This window comes from Streptomyces sp. SID13726 (genome assembly GCF_010548375.1).
Classification (GTDB): Bacteria; Actinomycetota; Actinomycetes; order Streptomycetales; family Streptomycetaceae; genus Streptomyces.
The window spans coordinates 829,221-845,577 of sequence record NZ_JAAGLY010000001.1; the positions used below are offsets into that span (position 1 = coordinate 829,221).

The following is a 16,357-nucleotide window of genomic DNA, read 5'->3' on the forward strand; positions in this document are numbered from 1 at the left end:
TCGGTTGACTCCCCGCTGGTGCATAGCTACGTTCTGCTTGTTGGAATTCTAATTCCGCTTTGTGGAAACGTCCAGAGTTCCGGCGGTCGGCGCACTGTGAGGAAGTGTGCCCTTGACGGCGCCCGACCGGGAGTGAAGACTCCTTCAACAGAAAGTTGAATTCCGTTACGCGGAAGTCAACTGCGGCAGAGAGGGGTGCGGGTGTCCGACACTGAACTGGTGCTGCGCTCGACGCGTGTCATCACACCCGAAGGGACGCGGGCCGCCTCGGTCGCGGTCGCGGACGGGACGATCACGGCCGTCCTGCCGTACGACTGCGAGGTGCCGTCGGGCGCCCGGTTCGAGGACCTCGGCGACGACGCCCTGCTGCCCGGCCTGGTCGACACCCACGTGCATGTCAACGACCCGGGCCGCACCGAGTGGGAGGGCTTCTGGACCGCCACGCGCGCGGCGGCGGCCGGCGGCATCACCACCCTCGTCGACATGCCCCTCAACTCCCTTCCGCCCACCACGACCGTCGACCACCTGCGCATCAAGCAGGAGGTCGCCGCCGACAAGGCCCACATCGACGTCGGCTTCTGGGGCGGCGCGCTGCCCGACAACGTCAAGGACCTGCGCCCGCTGCACGAGTCGGGGGTCTTCGGCTTCAAGGCGTTCCTGTCCCCGTCCGGCGTCGAGGAGTTCCCGCACCTCGACCAGGACGGGCTGGCCCGGTCACTGGCCGAGATCGCCTCCTTCGGCGGCCTGTTGATCGTGCACGCCGAGGACCCGCACCACCTGGAGGCCGCCCCGCAGCAGGGAGGTCCCCGCTACGCCGACTTCCTGGCCTCCCGGCCGCGCGATGCCGAGGACACGGCGATCGCCCAACTCATCGCGCAGGCCAAGCGGTTGGACGCGCGTGTGCACGTGCTGCACCTGTCGTCGAGCGACGCGCTCCCGCTGATCGCCCGGGCCAAGGCGGACGGTGTGCGCATCACCGTCGAGACCTGCCCGCACTACCTCACCCTCACCGCCGAGGAAGTCCCGGACGGAGCCAGCGAGTTCAAGTGCTGCCCGCCCATCCGGGAGTCCGCCAACCAGGACCTGCTGTGGCAGGCGCTGGCCGACGGCACCATCGACTGCGTGGTCACGGACCACTCGCCGTCGACGGCGGATCTGAAGACCTCCGACTTCGCCACGGCGTGGGGCGGCATCTCCGGCCTCCAGCTGAGCCTCGCGGCGGTGTGGACGGAGGCCCGCAAGCGCGGCCACTCCCTGGAGGACGTGGTGCGCTGGATGTCCGGGCACACCGCCGAACTGGTGGGTCTGGACGCGCGCAAGGGCGCCATCGAGGCCGGCCGTGACGCCGACTTCGCGGTCCTCGCGGCCGACGAGACCTTCACCGTGGACCCGGCCGCCCTCCAGCACCGCAACCGGGTGACGGCGTACGCAGGCAAGACCCTCCACGGAGTGGTGAAGTCGACCTGGCTGCGCGGCCGACGCATCGTGGCGGACGGCGAGTTCACGTCCCCGCAGGGTCAACTGCTCACCCGTACGCCCTGATCGACCCGCACCGGCCAACTCCCGAAAGGTACAAGTACGTGACGGCGATTCCCAGCTTCACCGGCGACGCGAACCCGTACGGCGGCGGTGACCCGTACGCGGACTACCGCACCGCCGACTTCCCCTTCACCCAGCACGTCAACCTCGCCGCGCGGACCCTCGGTGCCGGGGTCATCGCCGCCAACGACGAGTTCTTCGCCCAGCGCGAGAACCTGCTGATGCCCGAGCCGGCCGAGTTCGACCCCGAGCGCTTCGGGCACAAGGGCAAGATCATGGACGGCTGGGAGACCCGGCGCCGCCGGGGTGCCTCGGCCGAACACCCCTGGCCGACGGCGGAGGACCACGACTGGGCGCTGGTACGGCTCGGCGCGCCCGGCGTGATCCGGGGGATCGTGGTCGACACGGCGCACTTCCGCGGGAACTACCCGCAGGCGGTGTCGGTCGAGGGCACCTCCGTCGCCGGCTTCCCGTCCCCGGAGGACCTCCTCGGCGACGACGTGAAGTGGACGACGCTGGTCCCGCGCACACCGGTCGGCGGCCACGCGGCGAACGGCTTCGCCGTGTCGCTGGAGCAGTGCTTCACGCATCTGCGGGTCAAGCAGCATCCCGACGGCGGCATCGCGCGCCTGCGGGTCTACGGCGACGTGGTCCCGGACCCGGTCTGGCTCTCCGCCCTCGGCACCTTCGACGTGGTCGCTCTGGAGAACGGCGGCCGGGCGGAGGACGCCTCCAACCTCTTCTACTCACCCGCGTCCAACACCATCCAGCCGGGGCGTTCCCGCAAGATGGACGACGGCTGGGAGACCCGGCGCCGCCGTGACCAGGGCCACGACTGGATCCGCTACTGCCTCGCGGCCCAGTCCGTGATCCGGGCGGTCGAGATCGACACCGCGTATCTCAAGGGCAACAGCGCGGGCTGGGCGTCCGTCTCGGTCCGCGACGGCGAGTCCGGCGACTGGACGGAGATCCTGCCCCGCACCCGCCTCCAGCCCGACACCAACCACCGCTTCGTCCTCCCGGCCCCGGCCGTGGGCACGCACGCGCGCGTCGACATCTTCCCGGACGGAGGCATCTCCCGGCTCCGGCTCTTCGGTTCCCTGACGGAGAGCGGTTCCGCGGCGCTGGCGGCGAGGCACCAGGAACTGGGCGGCTGAGCCCGGGAGTTCCCCGCCACCGTCTCTCGCGTGCCGGAGGGGCCGAAGTCGTTCGACGACCTTCGGCCCCTCCGGCACACGAGGACCAGGAAAACGCCCCTACGTCACGCCGCATGACCCCCGTCCACCGCGAACTCCGCCCCGGTCACGTACTCCGCCCCCGCCAAGTACGCGACCACGGACGCCACTTCGTCCACCGCCCCGAACCGCCCGAGCGCCGTCATCGCCGCCTGCCCGGCAGCGAAGGGCCCGTCCGCCGGATTCATGTCCGTGTCGACGGGCCCGGGATGCACGACGTTCGCGGTGATCCCCCGAGCCCCCAACTCCCGCGCGAGCGCCTTGGTCAGGCCGACCAGCGCGGACTTGCTCGTCGCGTACAGGACCCCACCGGGCCCCGGAACCCGCTGGGCCATACAGCTGCCGATGGTGATGATCCGGCCCCCCGACCGCATCCGCGAGGCCGCCGCCTGCGACGCGAGGAACACGCCCCGGACGTTGACGGCCAGCACCCGGTCCACCTCCGCCAGGGACAGCTCCTCCAACGGCCCCAGCACCCCCACCCCCGCGTTGTTCACCAGCACGTCCAGCCCGCCGAGCGTCTCCGCCGTACGGGCCACGGCGCCCGCCGCCTCACCGGCGTCCGCGGAGTCCGCCCGCAGGGCCACGCCCCGCCGCCCCAGCGCCTCGACCCGCCGTACGACGTCCGAGGCCCCCTCCTCGCCGTGCACATAGGTCACGGCCACGTCCGCTCCCTCGCGCGCCAGCCGCAGCGCCGTGGCCGCGCCGATCCCGCGACTGCCCCCGGTGACGAGCGCGACCTTGCCGTTCAGCGTTCCGTACGTCGTTGTCATGTCACCCATCCCACCGCCCGCGCCCCCGGACCGCTGGCGGCCGGCGGACATCGACCTCGGCCGGACCGGCGCCCGCCGATGAGTTGCGGGCGCGGGTGGGGTCTGAGCTGATGACAACAGACCGCACCGCAGGAAGAAGGCACCCACCATGGGCAAGCTCGTCTCCCAGATCTTCGTGACCCTCGACGGCGTCTACCAGGCCCCCGGCGGCCAGGAGGAGGACCGCAGGGACGGTTTCGCACAGGGCGGCTGGGTCGTCCCCTACGACGACGAGGACTTCGGACGGTTCGTGGACGACGTCTTCGGCGGCGTCGGCGCGTTCCTCCTGGGCCGCCACACGTACGACATCTTCGCCGGGTTCTGGCCGAAGGTGACCGACCCGGCCAACCCCGTCGCCGCCAAGCTCAACGCCCTGCCGAAGTACGTCGTCTCGTCCACCGTCACCGACCCCGGATGGAGCGGCACCACCGTGATCGCCGGCGACCTCGCCAAGGAGGTCACCGCGCTCAAGGAACGCACCGACGGCGACGTCCAGGTGCACGGAAGCGGCGTCCTGCTGCGGTCCCTGCTGGACCTCGGGCTCGTCGACACCCTGCACCTGATCACGTTCCCGGTCGTGCTCGGCGCGGGCCGCCGGCTCTTCCTCGACGGCGCCACCCCGACCGCCTTCCGGCACGCGGGCGGACGGATCACCTCGACCGGCGTCTCGATCCAGTCGTACGACCTCGCGGGTAGCCCGGAGTACGGCTCCTTCGAACTCCCCGAGAACGCCTGAACGCGCCCTGAACGCGCCCTGGTGCGTCCTGTCGAACGCCCTGCTCCGCCCGGCCGCCCGGTGATCGTGAAGACGCCGGGCGGCAGGTTAACTTCCTGAAAACTCATCGGACTTGCCGGGAAATTCTCCGGAGTTGTCATTGACATGCCACTGTCTACGCGCGTCATCATGAGGGCATGAGATTCCCCCCACGGATCACTCGAATCGGCGCCGCGGCCGCCGTCCTGTCCGCCGTTCTCGTCGGCGGCACCGTCAGCACCGCCACCCCGGCGGCCGCGGCGGTCGGCAGCGTCTGCTACTCGAAGCTGCCGTCCCAGGCCTACGACACCCTGGACCTCATCGACCAGGGCGGTCCCTTCCCCTACTCGCAGGACGGAGTCGTCTTCCAGAACCGGGAAGGCGTCCTGCCCAGCCAGTCGACGGGGTACTACCACGAGTACACCGTCATCACCCCTGGTTCTTCCACGCGCGGCGCGCGCCGGATCGTCACCGGTCAGAAGAACCAGGAGGACTACTACACGGCGGACCACTACGTCACGTTCAAGCTGGTCAACTACGGCTGCTGACACCGCCGCCGGCCCCTGGAGAACGGTGCGACCAGCCGGAGGTCCGGTCCGCGTTCAGCCGGACCTCCGGCTCTCCGCGACGGCGAACAGGGCGAACGCCAGCACGACGAGGGCGACGCTCACATAGATCCCGTAGCCGTCGAGGAAACCGATCCGCTGGACGAGCCCGACACGCCAGTCGGTGAACTCGTGCAGCAGACCCATGACGCCCTGCACCAGGGCGAGGAAACCGAGCAACTCCAGCAACTGCTTCATGGTCGGACTCTCGTCCCGCGGACCCCCCACGCACATCGGCCGCGGGGCGGGACCCGGCCCGCGAAAGCATCGCCCGCGCGGGGCGTCGTACACCGAAAGTCTGCGGCGCCGCGACTTTGGTCGCGGATCGCGCTCGCGGGGAGGTGTGGCAGGCCCTCACTGCGTAGATTTGTCGACCGTGAATGGTGACGAGACGGTTCCCGAACCCCCGGCCTTTCCCGGGCGGCGCTGGCTGATGCCGTCCGCCGTGATCCATGAGTTCGACCCCGCGGCCGCCCGGCCCGGACGGCGGCCCAAGCGCACCGCGCGCGACTGGATCGTCGACTTCTCCTGCTTCCTCGTGGCCGTCTTCATCGGCCTGGTCGCCGCGGACGCGCTGGGCGACAACCCGCGGGTGTCCCACACCGCCGCCGGCATCGACCAGCTGCTCGGCGCGCTCGCCTGCGCGGCCGTGTGGCTGCGCCGCCGCTGGCCGGTCGGCCTCGCCGTGGCCACGATCCCGCTCTCGGTGCTCTCGGACACCGCGGGCGGCGCCTGCATGATCGCCGTGTTCACCCTCGCCGTGCACCGCCCCTTCCGGTACGTCGCCTGGGTCGGCGGCCTCAACATCGCCGTGGTCCCGATCACCTACCGGCTGCGGCCCGACGCGGACCTGCCGTACGTCGTCACGGTCGTCCTCGCCGTCCTGCTGATCGCCGGGATCGTCGGGTGGGGCCTGCTGGTGCGTGCCAAACGGCAGCTCATGCTCAGCCTGCGCGACCGCGCCCGGCGCGCCGAGAACGAGGCCCGGCTGCGGGCCGAGCAGGCGCAGCGGCTGGCCCGTGAGGCCATCGCGCGCGAGATGCACGACGTCCTCGCGCACCGGCTGACCCTGCTGAGCGTGCACGCGGGCGCCCTGGAGTTCCGGCCGGACGCGCCCCAGGAGGAGATCGCGCGGGCCGCCGGAGTCATCCGGGAGAGCGCGCACGAGGCGCTCCAGGACCTGCGGGAGATCATCGGCGTCCTGCGGGCCGGGGACCACGACGACTCAGGACGCCCCCAGCCGACCCTCGCCGCCCTGGACACACTGGTCGCCGAGTCCCGCGAGGCCGGCATGAAGGTCACCCTCGACCACCGGGTCACCGACCCCGCCACCGTCCCCGCCTCAGCCGGCCGCACCGCCTACCGCATCGCCCAGGAGTGCCTCACCAACGCCCGCAAGCACGCCCCCGGCACCGAGGTCACCGTCACGGTCACCGGCGGCCCCGGCGACGGCCTCGCCGTGACCGTGCGCAACCCCGCGCCCGAGGGCGAGGTGCCTCCCGTCCCCGGCTCGGGGCAGGGCCTGATCGGACTCACCGAGCGCGCCACCCTGGCCGGGGGACGGCTGTCGCACGGGGCGGAGCGGGACGGGGGGTTCCGGGTGGAGGCGTGGCTGCCGTGGGGGTGACGGACCCGTGGGACCCATGGGGGTGACGGCCCCGGCCCGCCGGGACGCAACTCACCGGTCCGCAAGGGTGATTGCGCCCCGCCCCGGCGTGATTACGTAAGGCCCATGACTGTGATCAGACTGCTCCTCGTCGACGACGACCCCCTGGTGCGGGCCGGCCTGTCCCTGATGATGGGCGGCGCCGACGACATCGAGATCGTCGGCGAGGCGGCGGACGGCGCCGAGGCCGAGGCCGCCGTGGACCGGACCCGTCCGGACGTCGTCCTCATGGACATCCGGATGCCGTCGGTGGACGGCCTCACCGCCACGGAACGCCTGCGCGCCCGCCCCGACGCCCCGCAGGTCGTCGTCCTGACCACCTTCCACGCGGACGAACAGGTGCTGCGCGCCCTGCGGGTGGGGGCCGCCGGGTTCGTCCTCAAGGACACCCCGCCCGCCGAGATCCTCGCCGCCGTCCGCCCGGCGGCGGCCGGCGACCACGTGCTCTCGCCCACCGTCACCCGTCAGCTGATGGCGCACGCGGTCGGCACCGCCGCCGACACCCGCCGCACGCGCGCGCGTGAGCGCATCACCGCCCTCAACGACCGTGAGCGCGAGGTCGCCGTCGCGGTCGGCCGGGGCCTGTCCAACGCCGAGATCGCCGCCGCCCTCTACATGAGCGTCGCCACCGTCAAGACCCACGTCTCCCGCGTCCTCGCCAAGCTCGACCTCAACAACCGGGTGCAGATCGCCCTGTTGGCGTACGACGCGGGTCTGCTGGAGGACGCGGAACCGGAGCCGGAGGGGCACTAGCGGGGGCCGTCGTGCGTTGACGGTGTGAAGGGGGAGTCCATGGCTGAGGAAGTGATCGACCTGGGGGAGTACGGCGAGGCGTTCCGTACCGACCCGCATCCCGTGTACGCCGAGCTGCGTGCGCTCGGCGCCGTCCACCGGGTGCGACCGCCCGGCTCGGACGCCGGGTACGCGACGTGGCTCGTCGTCGGCCACGAGGAGGCGCGTGCCGCGCTCGCCGATCCGCGGCTCGCCAAGGACGGCCGCCGCATCGGGGTGACGTTCCACGACGAGCAGCTGATCGGCCGCCACCTGCTCGGCAGCGACCCGCCCGAGCACACCCGGCTGCGCGGCCTGGTCTCCCGCGCCTTCACCATGCGCCGGGTGGAGCGCCTGCGGCCCAGGATCCAGGAGATCACCGACGACCTCCTCGACGCGATGCTGCCGCACGGCCGCGCCGACCTCGTGCGCTCCCTCGCCTACCCGCTGCCGATCACCGTGATTTGCGAACTCCTCGGCGTGCCCGAGATGGACCGCACGGAGTTCCGCAAGCTTTCCACCGAGGCCGTGGCACCCACCAGCCCGGAGAGCCTGTACGACGCCATGCTGCGCCTCGGCGAGTACCTGGCGGAGCTGATCGAGGACAAGCGCTGCGCGGGCCCGAGCGACGACCTGCTCGGCGACCTCATCCGGACCACCGCCGAGGACGGCGACCGGCTCTCCGCCGCGGAACTGCGCGGCATGGCCTTCATCCTGCTGATCGCGGGCCACGAGACCACGGTCAACCTCATCACCAACGCCGTCCACGCCCTGCTGACCCACCCCGACCAACTCGCCGCCCTGCGCGCCGACATGAGCCTGATCGACGGCGCGGTCGAGGAGGCGCTGCGCTACGAGGGCCCGGTGGAGAACGCGACGTTCCGGTACGCCGCCGAGCCCGTGGAGATCGCGGGGCGCACCATCGCCGAGGGCGACCCGGTGATGATCTGCCTCAGCGCGGCCGACCGCGACGACTCCCGCTACCCGGCCCCGGACCGCTTCGACATCCGCCGTGACCCCCGCGGCCACCTCGCCTTCGGCCACGGCATCCACTTCTGCCTGGGCGCCCCGCTTGCCCGCCTGGAGGCCCGCACCGCGATCGGGACCCTGCTGGACCGCGCCCCGGACCTCGCCCTCGACGGACCGGCGGGGGAGTGGCTGCCGGGGATGCTGATCAGGGGGGTGCGGAGCCTGCCGGTGCGGTGGTGAAGCCCGGTGGTCCCGGGCGGGTTCAGAGGGCCTCGGCGGGCCCCGGTGGGTTTCAGAACGCGGCGGCGGCGCTCGCGCCGCCCGGGATCTCCGCCAGCCGTACGGCCCGGCGCTCCCGCCGGGACACCTCGCACGCCTCGGCGATCCGCAGTGCCTGCAGGGCCTCGCGGCCGTCGCAGGGGTTGGCTCTCTCGCCCCGGACCACCTCGATGAACGCGGCCAGCTCGGCCTCGTAGGCCGGTCCGAACCGCTCCAGGAACCCGGTCCACGGCTTGTCCGCGGCGGGCGGCCCCGTGGGCTCGGTGGACGCGATGGGCGTACGGTCGTCCAGGCCCACCACGACCTGGTCCAGCTCGCCGGCCAGCTCCATGCGCACGTCGTACCCGGCGCCGTTCATCCGGGTCGCCGTGGCCGTCGCGAGGGTCCCGTCGTCGAGCGTGAGCAGGGCGGCGGCGGTGTCGACGTCCCCCGCGGCCCGGAACATCGGCGGACCGGCGTCGGACCCGGCCGCGTACACGTCGACGATCTCGTGCCCGGTCACCCAGCGCAGGATGTCGAAGTCGTGGATCAGGGTGTCCCGGTACAGCCCGCCGGACAGCGGCAGCCACTCGGGCGGCGGCGGTGCCTGGTCGGAGGTCAGCGCCCGCACGGTGTGCAGCCGTCCCAGCCGCCCTGAGCGCACGGCCTCCCGCGCACCCGTGTAGCCCGTGTCGAAGCGGCGCTGGAAGCCCATCTGGAGAATCGTCCCGGCGGTCTCCACCTCGGCGATCGCGTGCAGCGTGCCGGGCAGGTCCAGGGCGATGGGCTTCTCGCAGAACACCGGCAGTCCCGAGCGCGCCGCCCGCCCGATCAGCTCGGCGTGGGCCGAGGTCGCCGTGGTGATCACCACGGCGTCCACGCCCCATTTGAAGATCTCGTCGACGCCCGGCGCCGCGGTCTCCCCGAGGCGCTGGGCGAGCTCCTGGGCCCGCCCGCCGTTCGCGTCCGTGACGATTAAGGAACCGACCTCCCGATGGCGGCTGAGCGTGTTCGCATGAATGGTGCCGATGCGGCCCGTCCCTATGACCCCGATGCGCATGTGAACAAAATGTGGTCGCGAACCCCGCGCTGTCAATCCGTATGTCCGGACAATCTGACTACACGACTTCCCGTCAACAACGCACGGAGCTACGCTCGCTCCCGTGCCGAAACCAGAAGTAGACCCGACCGTGACGCTTGAGCTCAGTGTGGACCGCGGCAGCCCGGTGCCGTTGTACTTCCAGCTGTCCCAGCAGCTGGAGGCGGCGATCGAGCACGGAACCCTCACCCCCGGCAGCCTGCTGGGCAACGAGATCGAGCTCGCCGCCCGGCTCGGCCTGTCCCGGCCCACGGTCCGCCAGGCCATCCAGTCGCTCGTCGACAAGGGCCTGCTCGTGCGCCGCCGCGGGGTCGGCACCCAGGTCGTGCACAGCCAGGTCAAGCGCCCCCTGGAGCTCAGCAGCCTCTACGACGACCTGGAGGCGGCCGGGCAGCGCCCCGCGACGAAGGTCCTGGTCAACACCGTCGTCACCGCCACCGCCGAGATCGCCGCGGCACTCGGCGTCCCCGAGGGCAGCGACGTGCACCGCGTGGAACGCCTCCGCCTCGCCCACGGCGAGCCGATGGCCCACCTCTGCAACTACATCCCCCCGGCCCTCCTCGACCTCGACACCGCCCAGCTGGAGACCACCGGCCTGTACCGCATGATGCGCACGGCCGGAATCACCCTCCACAGCGCCCGTCAGACGATCGGCGCGCGAGCGGCCACGACAGCGGAGGCGGAACGTCTGGCCGAGGAGACCGGCGCCCCCCTCCTCACGATGCAGCGCGTGACGTTCGACGACACGGGCAGAGCGGTCGAGTACGGCACGCACACGTACCGGCCGACGCGCTACTCATTCGAATTCCAGCTGCTGGTGCGCCCCTAGAGCGACGTGGCCGGCCCCCACGCACTTGCGGGCGGCGGCGAATCGCACACCCCCCTGTGCTGCCCCGTTCGGCACCTCGTGTGAGCGTGCGGCAGAATCGGGCCTTGATGAGCACCTACGGCAACTTCAGCGCCCCCATAGGCTCCCGCCGCGCCCCCGCCCTGCGAACGGTGGGCACGAGGGAACGCCGCTCACACCTGACCGCACCCCGCGTGCCGACGGTGGGCATCGACATCGGCGGCACCAAGGTCATGGCGGGTGTCGTCGACGCCGACGGCAACATCCTGGAGAAGGTCCGCACCGAGACCCCGGACAAGTCCAAGAGCCCCAAAGTCGTCGAGGACACCATCGTCGAACTGGTCCTGGACCTCTCCGACCGCCACGACGTCCACGCCGTCGGCATCGGCGCGGCCGGCTGGGTCGACGCCGACCGCAACCGCGTGCTGTTCGCCCCCCACCTGTCCTGGCGCAACGAGCCGCTGCGGGACCGTATCGCCGGTCGCCTCGCGGTCCCCGTCCTGGTGGACAACGACGCCAACACCGCCGCCTGGGCCGAGTGGCGCTTCGGCGCCGGACGCGGCGAGGACCACCTCGTCATGATCACGCTGGGCACCGGCATCGGCGGCGCGATCCTGGAGGACGGCCAGGTCAAGCGCGGCAAGTACGGCGTCGCCGGCGAGTTCGGCCATATGCAGGTCGTGCCCGGCGGCCACCGCTGCCCGTGCGGCAACCGCGGCTGCTGGGAGCAGTACAGCTCCGGGAACGCGCTGGTCAGGGAGGCCAGGGAGCTGGCCGCCGCCGACTCCCCGGTGGCGTACGGGATCATCGAGCACGTCAAGGGCAACATCGGCGACATCACCGGCCCGATGATCACCGAGCTGGCCCGCGAGGGCGACGCGATGTGCATCGAGCTGCTCCAGGACATCGGCCAGTGGCTCGGCGTCGGCATCGCCAACCTGGCCGCCGCCCTCGACCCGTCCTGCTTCGTCATCGGCGGCGGTGTCTCGGCCGCCGACGACCTGCTGATCGGCCCCGCGCGGGACGCCTTCAAGCGCCAGCTCACCGGCCGCGGCTACCGCCCCGAGGCCCGTATCGCCCGCGCCCAGCTCGGCCCCGAGGCCGGCATGGTCGGCGCCGCAGACCTCGCCCGCCTGGTCGCCCGCCGCTTCCGGCGCGCCAACCGGCGCCGGGTGGAGCGGCACGAGCGCTACGAGCGGTACGTGGAGGCCCGCCGCACGTCGAGGGACACCGCATGACGGCATCCCTGCCGCGCCAGGCCACGGCGCCCCCCGACGAGCCGCAGCGCCCCACCGAGGACCGCCAGCACCGGATCCGCCGCCGGGCGATCACCCTGCTCATCATCGTGCTGCTCATCGGCGTCCCGGCCGGCTACCTGGTGATCTCCGCCAACCAGAGCCGCGACAGCGGCAAGGACAAGGAGGAGAAGTACTCGGCGACCGGCCTCACCCCCGGCTGGCCCTCCAAGGTCCAGCGCCGCCTCTACCAGGTGCCGGTCCCGCACCCCTCCGACCTCGTCGCCTCCTACGAGACCAACAACTGGAAGACCAGCCGCCTCTACGTCCAGTTCCGGACGACCGACGCGGGCCTGGACGCCTTCCTCACCGGCATGGGCGTCAGCCGCGCCGACCTCAAGAGGGGCGACGTCTCCATCGGCGAGCGCGACCAGAAGGTCACCGGCTGGAAGTTCACCGAGATGAACCGGTGGTGGGGCCTGACCCACGCGCAGAAGGACCCGGCGCCCACCCAGGACGTCATGATCAACATGGCCGTGCCGAGCAAGCCCAGGGTCTACGTCGTCTCACGCACCGTTCCGTGATCTGTCCGCTCCGGTGAGCGGGCCTGGGCCTGGGTCTGGGTCTGGGTCTGGGCCTGCCCGGCCCTGCCTGGCCCAGTCCAGCCCGTCGCCGGAGCCGATTGTCAGACCCCGCCCGTAGAGTCGAAGACGACTGATCCGACATGCGGGCGGGAGGTGACAGGACGTATGACCGACAGGGCTGTGGTGGTGGCTGAGCGCGGGGGCGAGCGGCGGGATGAGCAGCGGGGGTCGGCCGAGCGCAGGGGTGAGCCGCAGAGGTTGGCCGAGCGCAGGGGTGCGTCGCAGGGGGTGACCGTCCCCGTCCGGCTCGCCGCCGTCTACCTGCCCGCGCCTCTCCCGCGCGCGGGCCGGATCGCGTTCTGGGACCCCGAGGGCGCGCCCCTTCCGACGGGGGACCTCGAAGCGCTCGGCACAGACACCGGCCACCTGCCCACCGCCTCCGCACGGCAGGGTGAGGACCCCTCGATCGCCGACGTCCTCGCCGCGGGGCCCGAGTCGCGCGACGGCGGTCCGCCGCTCGTCGAGCACATCGACCTCACTGTCGTACGGCCGCACGGCCCGGGGGTCCGGCGCCGCACCGCCCCCGCGCTGTCCCTCCCGCTCGGCGAGGCCCTGCCGCTCCTCGTCCGGGCCCGGAGCGACCCCGCAGCGCATCCCGCCACCGCCTGCTGGGGCGCGGCAGCCCTGCACGCACTGCGGCTGACCGCCCGCGGCCGGCTGCTGCCCGGCCTCACCTCCGGCGGCCACGACGCCTGGCGGGCCGGCCCGCTGGACCCCGGCGACATCGCGCACCTGCGCGCGATCGCGGCCGCCCTGCCGTACGAGGGCCACGCGGTACCGCTGCCCGGCCCCGGCCCGCTCCGACTGCCCGAGCCGGAAGCGCTGATGCGGTCCTTCCTGGACGCGGTCGCCGACACCCTGCCCCGCACCCCCGCCGCCCCGTACGCGTCCGGCAAGCCCTTCGCGGCCCGCGCGGCCCAGCGGCTGCCGCACGCCCAGGACTGGGCCGCCGAGGTCGCCGCCGGCATGGACGCGGGCGTGCGGGTCTCGCTCCGTCTGGACCTGTCGGCCTACCACCTGTTCAACCGCGAGGACACCGGAGCGCGCAGCGCGGGCGCGGCGATCGTCCAGGTGCACAGCCTCGCCGACCCGACCCTCGTGACCGACGCGGCGACCCTGTGGGCGGGGGCCGCCGACGCCGTCTTCGGACCACGCGCACGCGTGGACGCCGCTCTCGCGGTGCGGCGCGCGGCCAGGGTCTGGCCGCCTCTGGACCGGCTCTCCGAGCAGGACGTCCCCGACGTACTGGCCCTGTCCGACGAGGAGTTGGGCGATCTGCTCGGCGTGGCGGCGTCCCGGCTCGCCGCCGCCGGAGTGGCCGTGCACTGGCCGCGCGACCTCGCCCAGGACCTCACCGCGGCCGCCGTGGTCCGGTCCGCGCCGGGCGCGGCGACCGACGGCACCGGCTTCTTCGAGAGCGAGGAACTCCTCCAGTTCCGCTGGCAGTTGGCGCTCGGCGGCGACCCGCTCAGCGAGGCCGAGATGGACGAGCTGGCGGAGGCCCACCGACCCGTCGTACGCCTCAGGGACCAGTGGGTCCTGGTCGACCCGGCCCTGGTCCGCAAGGCCCGCAAGCGCGAACTGGGACTGCTCGACCCGGTCGACGCGCTCTCCGTCGCCCTCACCGGCAGCGCCGAGGTCGACGGCGAGGCGGTGGAGGCCGTGCCGGTCGGCGCGCTCGCCGCGCTGCGCGACCGGCTGACGGCCGGGGTGCTCCCCGCCGAGCCGCCGCCGGGCCTGCACGCCACCCTCCGCGACTACCAACTCCGCGGACTGGCCTGGCTGGACCTCATGACCTCGCTCGGCCTCGGCGGCTGTCTCGCCGACGACATGGGGCTCGGCAAGACGATCACCGTCATCGCCCTGCACCTGCGCCGGGCGCGCCGCGAGCCGACCCTCGTCGTCTGCCCCGCCTCCCTCCTCGGCAACTGGCAGCGGGAGATCACCCGGTTCGCACCCGGCGTCCCGGTCCGCCGCTTCCACGGCCCGGAGCGCACCCTGGACGGCCTCGACGGCGGCTTCGTCCTCACGACATACGGCACCATGCGGTCGACCGCGCCGCGACTGGCCGAACAGCACTGGGGCATGGTCGTCGCGGACGAGGCCCAGCACGTCAAGAACCCGTACTCGGCGACCGCGAAGGCCCTGCGCACCATCCCGTCACCCGCGCGCGTGGCCCTGACCGGCACCCCGGTCGAGAACAACCTCTCCGAGCTGTGGGCGCTGCTCGACTGGACGACCCCCGGACTGCTCGGCCCCCTGAAGTCCTTCCGCGCCCGGCACGCGCGCGCGGTGGAGAACGGCGAGGACGAACAGGCGGTGACCCGGCTCGCCCGGCTGGTCCGGCCCTTCCTCCTGCGCCGCAAGAAGTCCGACCCGGGCATCGTCCCGGAACTCCCGCCCAAGACGGAGACCGACCACCCCGTCCCGCTCACCCGCGAACAGGCCTCCCTGTACGAGGCGGTGGTGCGCGAGTCGATGCTGGCGATCGAGACGGCGGAGGGCATCGCGCGCAGAGGGCTGGTGCTCAAGCTGCTCGGAGCGCTGAAGCAGATCTGCGACCACCCCGCGCTGTACCTCAAGGAGGAGGTCCCGCCCGCGGCCGGCGACCGCATGGCCACCCGCTCCGGCAAACTCGCCCTGCTGGACGAGCTGTTGGACACCCTGCTGGCCGAGGACGGCTCGGCGATCGTCTTCACCCAGTACGTGGGCATGGCCCGCCTGATCACTTCCCACCTCGCCGCCCGCGCGGTCCCGGTGGACATGCTGCACGGGGGGACGCCGGTGCCGGAGCGGGAGCGCATGGTGGACCGTTTCCAGAGCGGCGCGATCCCCGTCCTGGTCCTGTCCCTGAAGGCCGCGGGCACCGGCCTCAATCTCACCCGCGCGGGCCATGTCGTCCACTTCGACCGCTGGTGGAACCCGGCCGTCGAGGAACAGGCCACCGACCGCGCCTACCGCATCGGCCAGACCCAGCCCGTCCAGGTCCACCGCCTGATCACCGAGGGCACCGTCGAGGACCGCATCGCCGAAATGCTCGAATCCAAGCGCGCCCTCGCCGACGCGATCCTCGGCTCCGGCGAGTCCGCCCTCACAGAACTGACCGACCACGAACTCACCGACCTGGTCTCCCTGAGGAGGCCGTCATGACACCGGGCCCCGCGGACGAGGCCCGACGAGCCCTACGAGCGGCCCGTGAGGCGAGGGCACGTGGTTTGGCGACGGGGGGTGACGGGGCCGCCGGGGAGGCGGGGGCTGACGGGGGCGTGGGGCGGGGCGGGTCCGGGGGCTCCGGTGGTACGTCGGGTTCTTCGGCTGCGTCGGGTTCGTCGGGCGGGGTGGCGGCACAGGGGGACGCCGACGGGGCCGGGGTTGGCTGTGCGGCCGGGGCGAGTGACGCGGTTGGGGCCACTAATGCTGTCGGGGACTCCGGCGTGGCCCGAGTTGCCGGCGGGGCCGGGGCTATCGACGTGGCCCGAGCTGCCGACGGGGCTGGGACCACCGACAGGGCCGGGGCTACCGACGTGGCCCGAGCTACCGGCGGGGCCGGGACCACCGAGGCGAGCCCTGGGGACGTCGGCCGACACCCCGACGACTCCGTCCGGCTTCTCGATGATCCGGATCACCTCTCTGGTGGCCCTGGCCATCACTCCGGTGAGTCCGGCTACTACTCCGGCGACTCCGGTCGGCCTCCCGGTGGTTCCGGCCACAGCTCCGGTGACTCCAGCCGCCAGCCTGGTGCCCTCGGCCGCTACTCCGGTGACTCCGGTGGGCCTTCCGCTGGTTCTGGCCGCTACTCCGGTGCTTCCGGCCACATTCCCGGTGGTTCCGGCGATCACTCCGGTGATTTCGACGGTCACTCGGGTGACTCCGGTCGGCCTTCCGCCGGTTCCGGCCGCCACTCCGGTGATCCCGGCTACCTC

Annotated in this window: 14 protein-coding genes; 11 read left to right on the forward strand and 3 right to left on the reverse strand. The window is 72.6% G+C overall.

Features of this window, described 5'->3' with window-relative positions; all coding sequences use genetic code 11:
• Positions 1-201: 201 nt before the first annotated feature.
• Together allB and alc are read left to right on the forward strand one after the other, a co-directional pair.
• Complete coding sequence (allB, locus tag G3I78_RS03480; RefSeq protein WP_164421216.1) at positions 202-1,542, forward strand: allantoinase AllB; 1,341 nt, start codon at positions 202-204, stop codon at positions 1,540-1,542.
• A 38-nt stretch (positions 1,543-1,580) separates the two neighbouring features.
• The gene (gene alc, locus G3I78_RS03485) at positions 1,581-2,696 is read left to right on the forward strand and encodes an allantoicase (RefSeq protein WP_164421217.1); all 1,116 of its coding nucleotides are present in this window, start codon (positions 1,581-1,583) and stop codon (positions 2,694-2,696) included.
• 104 nt (positions 2,697-2,800) lie between these two features.
• On the opposite strand, the gene G3I78_RS03490 is transcribed toward alc, so the two are convergent.
• On the reverse strand, positions 2,801-3,556 hold the full coding sequence (locus G3I78_RS03490; RefSeq protein WP_203614096.1) for a 3-oxoacyl-ACP reductase family protein: 756 nt from the start codon (positions 3,554-3,556) through the stop codon (positions 2,801-2,803).
• A 139-nt stretch (positions 3,557-3,695) separates the two neighbouring features.
• Here G3I78_RS03490 and G3I78_RS03495 point away from each other — a divergent pair, with 139 nt between their 5' ends.
• Complete coding sequence (locus G3I78_RS03495) at positions 3,696-4,322, forward strand: dihydrofolate reductase family protein (RefSeq protein ID WP_164421219.1); 627 nt, start codon at positions 3,696-3,698, stop codon at positions 4,320-4,322.
• A 176-nt stretch (positions 4,323-4,498) separates the two neighbouring features.
• A complete protein-coding gene (locus G3I78_RS03500) occupies positions 4,499-4,888 on the forward strand; it encodes a ribonuclease domain-containing protein (RefSeq protein ID WP_164421220.1) in 390 nt (129 codons plus the stop codon).
• 54 nt (positions 4,889-4,942) lie between these two features.
• Here the strand turns inward: G3I78_RS03500 and G3I78_RS03505 are convergent, their stop codons facing one another.
• The gene (locus G3I78_RS03505; RefSeq protein ID WP_164421221.1) at positions 4,943-5,143 is read right to left on the reverse strand and encodes a hypothetical protein; all 201 of its coding nucleotides are present in this window, start codon (positions 5,141-5,143) and stop codon (positions 4,943-4,945) included.
• 169 nt (positions 5,144-5,312) lie between these two features.
• Here G3I78_RS03505 and G3I78_RS03510 point away from each other — a divergent pair, with 169 nt between their 5' ends.
• The 3 genes from G3I78_RS03510 (at position 5,313) to G3I78_RS03520 (ending at position 8,591) form a co-directional block, all read left to right on the forward strand.
• The gene (locus G3I78_RS03510) at positions 5,313-6,572 is read left to right on the forward strand and encodes a histidine kinase (protein ID WP_164421222.1); all 1,260 of its coding nucleotides are present in this window, start codon (positions 5,313-5,315) and stop codon (positions 6,570-6,572) included.
• A 105-nt stretch (positions 6,573-6,677) separates the two neighbouring features.
• The gene (locus tag G3I78_RS03515) at positions 6,678-7,364 is read left to right on the forward strand and encodes a response regulator transcription factor (protein ID WP_203614097.1); all 687 of its coding nucleotides are present in this window, start codon (positions 6,678-6,680) and stop codon (positions 7,362-7,364) included.
• Between the two features lie 39 nt (positions 7,365-7,403).
• Positions 7,404-8,591 carry a cytochrome P450 gene (locus G3I78_RS03520; RefSeq protein WP_164421223.1) on the forward strand — a complete coding sequence of 396 codons (1,188 nt, stop codon included), beginning with the start codon at positions 7,404-7,406 and terminating at the stop codon, positions 8,589-8,591.
• Between the two features lie 52 nt (positions 8,592-8,643).
• On the opposite strand, the gene G3I78_RS03525 is transcribed toward G3I78_RS03520, so the two are convergent.
• Positions 8,644-9,669 carry a Gfo/Idh/MocA family oxidoreductase gene (locus tag G3I78_RS03525; protein WP_164421224.1) on the reverse strand — a complete coding sequence of 342 codons (1,026 nt, stop codon included), beginning with the start codon at positions 9,667-9,669 and terminating at the stop codon, positions 8,644-8,646.
• Positions 9,670-9,799: 130 nt separating this feature from the next.
• Here G3I78_RS03525 and G3I78_RS03530 point away from each other — a divergent pair, with 130 nt between their 5' ends.
• The 4 genes from G3I78_RS03530 (at position 9,800) to G3I78_RS03545 (ending at position 15,584) form a co-directional block, all read left to right on the forward strand.
• Complete coding sequence (locus tag G3I78_RS03530) at positions 9,800-10,537, forward strand: GntR family transcriptional regulator (RefSeq protein WP_164421225.1); 738 nt, start codon at positions 9,800-9,802, stop codon at positions 10,535-10,537.
• A 107-nt stretch (positions 10,538-10,644) separates the two neighbouring features.
• Positions 10,645-11,793: an ROK family glucokinase gene (locus G3I78_RS03535; RefSeq protein ID WP_123763956.1), complete on the forward strand. Its 1,149-nt coding sequence runs from the start codon at positions 10,645-10,647 to the stop codon at positions 11,791-11,793.
• A complete protein-coding gene (locus G3I78_RS03540; RefSeq protein WP_164421226.1) occupies positions 11,790-12,374 on the forward strand; it encodes a sugar kinase in 585 nt (194 codons plus the stop codon). The genes G3I78_RS03535 and G3I78_RS03540 overlap by 4 nt, the downstream gene beginning before the upstream one ends.
• A 165-nt stretch (positions 12,375-12,539) precedes the next feature.
• Complete coding sequence (locus tag G3I78_RS03545) at positions 12,540-15,584, forward strand: DEAD/DEAH box helicase (RefSeq protein WP_239157583.1); 3,045 nt, start codon at positions 12,540-12,542, stop codon at positions 15,582-15,584.
• The last annotated feature ends 773 nt before the right edge of the window (positions 15,585-16,357 follow it).

Bases quoted from the DNA above. Each gene is read 5' to 3' on its own strand.
- G3I78_RS03490 (WP_203614096.1), bottom strand. From the start codon at position 3,556: ATGGGTGACATGACAACGACGTACGGAACGCTGAACGGCAAGGTCGCG.
- G3I78_RS03495 (WP_164421219.1), top strand. From the start codon at position 3,696: ATGGGCAAGCTCGTCTCCCAGATCTTCGTGACCCTCGACGGCGTCTAC.
- G3I78_RS03500 (WP_164421220.1), top strand. From the start codon at position 4,499: ATGAGATTCCCCCCACGGATCACTCGAATCGGCGCCGCGGCCGCCGTC.
- G3I78_RS03505 (WP_164421221.1), bottom strand. From the start codon at position 5,143: ATGAAGCAGTTGCTGGAGTTGCTCGGTTTCCTCGCCCTGGTGCAGGGC.
- G3I78_RS03515 (WP_203614097.1), top strand. From the start codon at position 6,678: ATGACTGTGATCAGACTGCTCCTCGTCGACGACGACCCCCTGGTGCGG.
- G3I78_RS03520 (WP_164421223.1), top strand. From the start codon at position 7,404: ATGGCTGAGGAAGTGATCGACCTGGGGGAGTACGGCGAGGCGTTCCGT.
- G3I78_RS03525 (WP_164421224.1), bottom strand. From the start codon at position 9,669: ATGCGCATCGGGGTCATAGGGACGGGCCGCATCGGCACCATTCATGCG.
- G3I78_RS03535 (WP_123763956.1), top strand. From the start codon at position 10,645: ATGAGCACCTACGGCAACTTCAGCGCCCCCATAGGCTCCCGCCGCGCC.
- G3I78_RS03540 (WP_164421226.1), top strand. From the start codon at position 11,790: ATGACGGCATCCCTGCCGCGCCAGGCCACGGCGCCCCCCGACGAGCCG.
- G3I78_RS03545 (WP_239157583.1), top strand. From the start codon at position 12,540: ATGACCGACAGGGCTGTGGTGGTGGCTGAGCGCGGGGGCGAGCGGCGG.